The sequence below is a fragment of the Mycoplana rhizolycopersici genome, assembly GCF_013378445.1.
GTDB lineage: Bacteria > Pseudomonadota > Alphaproteobacteria > Rhizobiales > Rhizobiaceae > Mycoplana > Mycoplana rhizolycopersici.
The window spans coordinates 1-1337 of the sequence record NZ_JABXYK010000042.1 but is presented as its reverse complement, the minus strand read 5'-3'; the positions used below and the strand labels follow the sequence as shown (position 1 = coordinate 1337).

Here is a 1337-nt window from a genome sequence, read left to right as displayed (position 1 = left end):
TCGGGCGATCCTCGAGCTTTCCGGACAGGGCCGGGAACGGGTCAACTTGCAGCAGGCAAGTTGATGAGCTGATCATCACTCATTGTGGCGATCGTCTCAAGTGTCATGTAGCGCGAGCGCTGAACAGCCCACTCGTCATTTTGCTCCAGCAGCAGAGCGCCGACGAGCCTGACAATGGCATCGTCGTTGGGAAAGATACCGACGACTTCAGTCCTTCGCTTGATTTCTCCATTGAGGCGCTCAATTGGGTTCGTGCTGTGCAGCTTGGTCCAGTGCTGCTTGGGAAAGGTCATGTAGGCGAGCACATCCTGCTCGGCGCTGTCCATGAGGCCAGCGAGTTTCGGCACTTTCGGCCTGATCTGATCGGCGACGTTGCGCCACTGTTGGCTGGCGGCTTCCGGGGTGTCCTGGGCAAAGGCCGTTGCTATGAAGGCCGAGACCACGCGTCGGCCGCTCTTGCCGGCATGAGCCAGTGCATTCCGCATGAAGTGAACCCGGCATCTTTGCCAGGTGGCGGAAAGGACCTTGGAGACGGCCGCTTTGATGCCCTCGTGAGCGTCGGAGACAACGAGTTTGACACCGCGCAGACCGCGCCGGGTGAGCGTGCGCAGGAACTCCGTCCAGATCGGCTCTGCCTCTGAGGTGCCGATTTCCATGCCGAGGACCTCGCGACGACCGTCAGTGTTGACGCCCACAGCGATGATGACGGCAACCGAGACGATACGGCCGCCGCGACGGACCTTGAGATAGGTGGCATCGATCCACAGATACGGCCAGTCTCCCTCTATCGGACGGCTGAGAAAGGCTTTGACCTTTCCGTCGATCTCCTCACACAGCCGGGAGACCTGGCTCTTGGAGATGCCGCTCATGCCCATCGCCTTGACCAGATCGTCCACAGAACGGGTCGAGACGCCCTGGATGTAAGCCTCCTGGATCACCGCGGTCAGAGCCTTTTCGGCCATGCGGCGCGGTTCCAGAAAGCTCGGAAAGTAACTGCCGGTGCGAAGCTTGGGAATGCGCAGCTCGACAGTGCCAGCTCGGGTCTCCCAGTCGCGATCGCGATAGCCATTACGCTGAGCAAGTCGAAAGTCATTCTTCTCGCCGTACGCCGCACCGGTCTTCGCGCCAACCTCCAGCTCCATCAATTTCTCGGCGGCAAAGCCAATCATCTCGCGCAGCAAATCTGCGTCAGCGCTCTTCTCAACAAGCGAGCGCAGGTCCATCATGTCATTGGTCATCGGTGGTCTTTCCATCAGGTTGTGCTTGAACAACCCAACCCTACCGGAAAAAGCCGATGACCACCGCTAGCCTGATACACCACCTCTCGGGACGTCATC

The 1337-nt window shown here is 59.7% G+C and carries 1 protein-coding gene; it reads right to left on the bottom strand.

Translation table 11 applies throughout. The features are described 5' to 3' along the window. Window positions 1-41: 41 nt before the first annotated feature. Window positions 42-1238, bottom strand: a complete 1197-nt coding sequence (locus tag HV823_RS26295) for an IS256 family transposase (RefSeq protein ID WP_176952617.1) — start codon at window positions 1236-1238, stop codon at window positions 42-44. Between the last annotated feature and the right edge of the window lie 99 nt (window positions 1239-1337).